This is a genomic window from Roseomonas sp. E05 (assembly GCF_030063475.1).
GTDB lineage: Bacteria > Pseudomonadota > Alphaproteobacteria > Acetobacterales > Acetobacteraceae > Pseudoroseomonas.
In genome coordinates this window covers 1-4,623 of sequence record NZ_JASIRT010000074.1, presented here as the reverse complement: position 1 = coordinate 4,623, position 4,623 = coordinate 1, and the positions used below count along the sequence as shown (strand labels likewise).

The window sequence follows — 4,623 nt, the reverse complement described above, 5'->3', positions numbered from 1 at the left end:
AGCCGCTCGGCGAAAGGATCCAGCTTGCTGGGCCGATCAGGGGCCCTGAACACAGGCTCCACCGCCTCGGACCGCAGGTACTTGCGGATGGTGTTCCGCGACAGGCCGGTCCGGCGGGCAATCGCGCGGATCGACAGGTGCTCCCGGAAATGCCAGCGCCGGATAACGCTCAACAACGCCATGTCCAACACTCCCGCTGCCCCCGCCAAAAGGCCGAGGCTAGCGTCCGAACATGGGTCAACTCTCAGTGGCAACTTTACCCCAAACCGGGTCAGGTCTCAGTGGCAATCAACACCAGGAGATCGTGCTGCTGCAGACTTTCGCGCGGCGCATCCGCGTCACGCGGCCGATGCTGGTGAACGACGACCTCGGCGCCTTCACCGACTTCGCCGCCGCGATCGGCCGACGCGTCGCCGACTTCGAGAACGCCACCGCCTACGGCCTCGTGAACCTGGCCAACGGCGACGGCCCGACGCTGACCACCGGCAACGCCGCGGTGTTCGGCACCGGCGCGGCGCGGGCCAACAAGGCGGGCGCGGGCTCGGCGCTGGATCTCGGCGGGCTCGCCACCGGCCGCGCCGCCATCATGCGCCAGAAGACCCTCGACGGGCTGCCGATCGCCATCGGTTCCTCGATGCGCCTGCTGGTCGGGCCGAACCAGGAGCTCGCGGCGCGGCAGCTCACCGTGAGCGTCGCGGCGACGCAGACCCCGAACGCGAACGTCTTCGCAGGCTTCGTGCAGCCGCTGGTCGAGCCGCTGATCCAGAACAACCGCTGGTACCTCTTCTCCGATCCGCTCTCGGCGCCGGTCTACGTCTACGGCTACCTGAACGGCGCGGAGGGGCCGCAGGTCACCACCGGGCCCGTCTCGGGCGTCGATGGGGTCGAGGTCAGCGTGATCTTCGACTTCGGCGTCGGCGCCATCGACTGGCGCGGCGCCTGGTTCAACCCGGGCACCTGATCGCCCGGCCGCTCGGCGCCATCAGATCCTGGTGGTGCCGAAGGGGTTCCGGACCGTCACGCCGCGCCAGGTGAAGCCGTCCTGCATGTCCTCCGAGAGGAGCATGCGGCAGCCCGCCTGCGCGGCGCCGGCCAGCATCACGGAATCCCAGAAGGCGAGGCGATGGGTGGTCACCAGTTCCATCGCCTCGAGGATCACCCCCGGCGTGGTGTCGATCAGCGGGAAGCTGTCCGACCAGCCGAGCACGGCGTTGCGGGCCTCTGCCGCCTCGCGCTTGGCCTTGCGGGTCAGCACCACGAACAGCTCGCCGAGCGCCTGCGCCGGCACCATCAGCTCGTGCTCGGCGAAGTCGCGCAGGATCAGCAGCGCGGTGTCCTTGCGGTCCTGACCGTTCACGCCCTCGGCGTAGGCGAGGACGTTGGTGTCGAGCGCGACCCGCACCTCAGCGCTCGTAGAGCTCGTCGCGGGTCCAGCGCCCGACGTCCTGCGCGGGCTGGCGGGCGAGGCGCGCCAGAAGGCTCGCACGCGCCGCTTCGCGGCCTGCCTCGGCCGAGCCGCAGGGCACCAGCTTGGCGACGGGCTTGCCGTGGGAGGTGACCACGAAGGTCCGGCCCTCCTCGCGTACCTCGCGCAGCAGGCGGGAGAAGGCGCGATTGGCCTCGGCGGCGGAGATGGCTTCGTCCATGCCGAGATAATAGTGAAATGCACTACTTGCCGCAACCGGCATGTCGGCTCCGGTGCGGCCCCCTCCCATCACCATCGCAGGAGTACCCCATGCGGAACTTCGTCCAGCCGGGCGACAGCCTGGCCATCGCCGTGCCCTATGCCGCAGGTGTCACCGTCGGCCAGGGCGTCCTCGTCGGCGCGCTGTTCGGCGTCGCCGCCGTCGACGGCGCGCAGAACGCCGTCATCGAGGCCGCCACCCAGGGCGTCTTCGACCTCACCAAGGAGCCCTCCCTCGCCATCTCGGCCGGCGCGCGGGTCTTCTGGGACAACACCAACCGCCGTGTGACCACTACGGCGACGGGCAACTTCTCGATCGGCATCGCCACCGCGGCGGCGCTGGCCGCCGACGCCACCGTGCGGGTGTGGCTCAACCGCGTGCCGGCCTCCGGCGCATGAGCGGCGATCCGAAGCTCAGCCGGGGATACCGCAACCGCAACCCCGGCAACATCGAGCACCTGCCCACGAACAAGTGGCTCGGGCTCGAGACGCCGCCTTCGGACGGGCGCTTCTGCCGCTTCCGCTCGCACCAGCACGGCATTCGCGCGCTGGCGCTGCTGCTGCAGAGCTACCAGGACCGGCATGGCCTGCGCACGGTCCGCGGCATCGTCGCGCGCTGGGCGCCGAGCAACGAGAACGACACCCGGGCCTATCAGGCCGCGGTCGCCGCGCGGCTCGGAGTCGGCCTCGACGACCCGATCGACCTGCACGACGCGGCGACCATGCGCGGGCTGGTCGAGGCGATCATCCGGCACGAGCTCGGCGGCATGCCCTACGCGCCGGAGACGATCGCAGAGGGCCTGCGCATGGCGGGGCTGGTTCAGCCCGGCCTCGCGCACAGCGGCACGGTCCGCGCCGCCGCTGGCTCGGTGGTCGCCGGCGTCACGGCGGCGGCGGTGGTTGATGCCGTCACCACGCTGGCGCCGCACACAGAGGGTCTGGCCGCGGTGCTGCGGGCGCTCGGCCCCTGGGGAGTGGCCGCCGCGGTGATCGGCGTCGCGGCCTGGACCATCCACCAGCGGCTGCAGCGGCAGCGAGAGGTCACCCGATGACGGACCACGACCGGGAACTCGGCACCATCGTCACCCGCCTGACCGAGATCGAGCGGCGCCTGGCCGAGGGCGACAAGGACATGCGCGAGCTGACGCGCACGGTCACGGAACTGGTCAAGGCGATGGCCGGCCTGACGGCGCGGCTGTCGCTGGCGGCCGGTGGGATGCCGGGCGCGTTGCCGGCCATCCCCGCCACCGGTGCGGCGGCGGCAGGCGGCATCGTCGGCGCGGCGGTCGGCGCGAAGCTCGCCTCCTGGCTCGGGCTGGGCTGATCCGCCATGGGCGTGTTCGACGACGCGCTGGCGGTGCTCGCCGCCGACCCGAACCTCGGCGTGGAGGCGATCTACCGCGCCGCGGGCACTGGCAGTCCTCTCGTGATCCGTGTGCTGCGTTCCAGCCCCGATCGCGTGGTGGACGCCTTCGACACGCCGCTGCTGCGCGCGACCGACGTGCTGACGGTCGCCATCGCGGCCCTCCCGGCGATCGAGCCCGGCGACACCTTCACCATCGGCCCGGACCTCCTGAACGTGGATAGCGCCGAGCGGGACGCCGCTGGGGTCGCCTGGCGCGTTCTCTGCCGACGGTAGCTGTGCGCCTCACCGCCATCGTCGGCGACCTCCGCAAAGCCATGGCTGAGGAGGTCCGCGCCGGCGAGCGCGCTGCCTCCCGCGCCGTGCGCGCCGAGACCGACGCGCTCAAGGGAGAACTGCGCCAGCAGGTTACCGGCGCCCTTGGCGGCAAGGCGCGCGGCATCGCCAATGCCTGGCGCTCGCAGACCTTTCCGCGCACCGGCGTATCGATGCGCGCCGCCGGCCTGGTCTGGAGCAAGACCCCGCTGGTGATCGACGCCTTCGAGCGAGGGGCGCTGATCAGGCCCAAGGGCGGCGGGCGCTTTCTCGCGATCGCCACCGGCTTCAACGCCGCCCGCGGCTGGCGCGGCCGCGGCGATAAGGGGCTGCGCGTCACGCCGGCGCAGATGGTCGCCTCTGGCCAAGGTTTCTTGCGGCCCTTCCGCTCGGGGCGAGGCTTCGTCTGGTGCCTGCCGCTGCGTCAGGGCGCGGCAACGGGCAGGCGTCGGCGCACCCGCCTGATCGCCGGCGGCGTCGCCGAGGTCGGCACCGCCAACCGCAAGGGCCGCGAGGCCTGGGCCCGCGGGCTGCTCGAACAGGGGATGGTGCCGATGTTCCTGCTGCTGCCGCAGGTGAAGCTCGCCAAGCAGCTCGACGTGCGCGGCGCCTCGCTGCGCGCACTGCGGCGCCTGCCGCGGCGCTTCGTGGCGGCCTGGGAAGCCGAGACGGCGAGGACCGGATGAGTGTCCGCGAGACCGCCCTGGCCGCCCTGTCCGCGCGCCTGGGCGCCGCCCTGGCCGCGCGGAACCCCGCCCCGAACGTCCTACGGAACGAGACCGTCCCCCAGCGCCTGCCGCCCGGCGGGCTGGTGGTCGTCCGCGACGGCGAGACGGTGGAGGAGACCCCGATCCTCTCGCCGCTCGCCTGGGCGGTCGAGCACCGCGCCGATGTGGAGGTCGTCGCCGTGACGGGGGCGCTACTCGACGCGCTGTTGGTCGACATCGCCGCCGCGATCGCCGGCGATCGCACCCTCGGTGGCGCGGTCGAGTGGGCGCAGCCCGGCGCGCCATCCTTCGACGATGCCGAGACCGAGGGCGCCGCCGCGGCCCGCGCCGCCTCCGTGCCCGTCACGCTGTCCTTCACCGTTGCCGGCTCGCCGCTGGCCTGACAGGAGCTTCCGATGCCTCGTGCCATCGGCGGTAAGCGTCAGCCGAGCCTGGCCTTGAGTTGATGGTGCTGGTTCGCCGAATTGGCTGGCATGACGGACAGCACGACGACGGCAGCACTCGCAAACTCCTCTTACGACGGTAGCAGGAGC

General features: G+C 72.1%; 9 protein-coding genes and 1 pseudogene. 7 read left to right on the top strand and 3 right to left on the bottom strand.

Going from position 1 to position 4,623, the window contains the following annotated elements; genetic code table 11:
- Positions 1-182 (bottom strand): annotated as a pseudogene (locus QMO56_RS26605) (winged helix-turn-helix transcriptional regulator); the annotation flags it as partial.
- Positions 183-304: 122 nt separating this feature from the next.
- Between QMO56_RS26605 and QMO56_RS26600 the strand changes: the two are divergent.
- Entirely contained in the window at positions 305-961 is a 657-nt protein-coding gene (locus tag QMO56_RS26600; protein WP_283530647.1) for a hypothetical protein, read from the top strand.
- A 21-nt stretch (positions 962-982) separates the two neighbouring features.
- On the opposite strand, the gene QMO56_RS26595 is transcribed toward QMO56_RS26600, so the two are convergent.
- The gene (locus QMO56_RS26595) at positions 983-1,402 is read right to left on the bottom strand and encodes a PIN domain-containing protein (protein ID WP_283530645.1); all 420 of its coding nucleotides are present in this window, start codon (positions 1,400-1,402) and stop codon (positions 983-985) included.
- A gap of 1 nt (position 1,403) precedes the next feature.
- Positions 1,404-1,688, bottom strand: a complete 285-nt coding sequence (locus tag QMO56_RS26590) for a type II toxin-antitoxin system Phd/YefM family antitoxin (protein ID WP_283530643.1) — start codon at positions 1,686-1,688, stop codon at positions 1,404-1,406.
- A 47-nt stretch (positions 1,689-1,735) separates the two neighbouring features.
- Between QMO56_RS26590 and QMO56_RS26585 the strand changes: the two genes are divergently transcribed.
- The 6 genes from QMO56_RS26585 to QMO56_RS26560 are packed head-to-tail and all read left to right on the top strand — an operon-like array spanning position 1,736 to position 4,473.
- Positions 1,736-2,083: a DUF2190 family protein gene (locus tag QMO56_RS26585; RefSeq protein WP_283530641.1), complete on the top strand. Its 348-nt coding sequence runs from the start codon at positions 1,736-1,738 to the stop codon at positions 2,081-2,083.
- Positions 2,080-2,736, top strand: a complete 657-nt coding sequence (locus QMO56_RS26580) for a structural protein (protein WP_283530639.1) — start codon at positions 2,080-2,082, stop codon at positions 2,734-2,736. Before QMO56_RS26585 ends, QMO56_RS26580 begins: the two co-directional genes overlap by 4 nt.
- On the top strand, positions 2,733-3,008 hold the full coding sequence (locus tag QMO56_RS26575; RefSeq protein ID WP_283530638.1) for a hypothetical protein: 276 nt from the start codon (positions 2,733-2,735) through the stop codon (positions 3,006-3,008). Before QMO56_RS26580 ends, QMO56_RS26575 begins: the two co-directional genes overlap by 4 nt.
- A 6-nt stretch (positions 3,009-3,014) precedes the next feature.
- Entirely contained in the window at positions 3,015-3,323 is a 309-nt protein-coding gene (locus tag QMO56_RS26570; protein WP_283530636.1) for a hypothetical protein, read from the top strand.
- Positions 3,324-3,325: 2 nt separating this feature from the next.
- The gene (locus QMO56_RS26565; RefSeq protein ID WP_283530634.1) at positions 3,326-4,048 is read left to right on the top strand and encodes a DUF6441 family protein; all 723 of its coding nucleotides are present in this window, start codon (positions 3,326-3,328) and stop codon (positions 4,046-4,048) included.
- Positions 4,045-4,473, top strand: a complete 429-nt coding sequence (locus QMO56_RS26560) for a hypothetical protein (protein WP_283530632.1) — start codon at positions 4,045-4,047, stop codon at positions 4,471-4,473. Before QMO56_RS26565 ends, QMO56_RS26560 begins: the two co-directional genes overlap by 4 nt.
- Positions 4,474-4,623: the final 150 nt, after the last annotated feature.

Bases quoted from the DNA above. Each gene is read 5' to 3' on its own strand.
- QMO56_RS26590 (WP_283530643.1), bottom strand. From the start codon at position 1,688: ATGCCGGTTGCGGCAAGTAGTGCATTTCACTATTATCTCGGCATGGAC.
- QMO56_RS26585 (WP_283530641.1), top strand. From the start codon at position 1,736: ATGCGGAACTTCGTCCAGCCGGGCGACAGCCTGGCCATCGCCGTGCCC.
- QMO56_RS26580 (WP_283530639.1), top strand. From the start codon at position 2,080: ATGAGCGGCGATCCGAAGCTCAGCCGGGGATACCGCAACCGCAACCCC.
- QMO56_RS26575 (WP_283530638.1), top strand. From the start codon at position 2,733: ATGACGGACCACGACCGGGAACTCGGCACCATCGTCACCCGCCTGACC.
- QMO56_RS26570 (WP_283530636.1), top strand. From the start codon at position 3,015: ATGGGCGTGTTCGACGACGCGCTGGCGGTGCTCGCCGCCGACCCGAAC.
- QMO56_RS26560 (WP_283530632.1), top strand. From the start codon at position 4,045: ATGAGTGTCCGCGAGACCGCCCTGGCCGCCCTGTCCGCGCGCCTGGGC.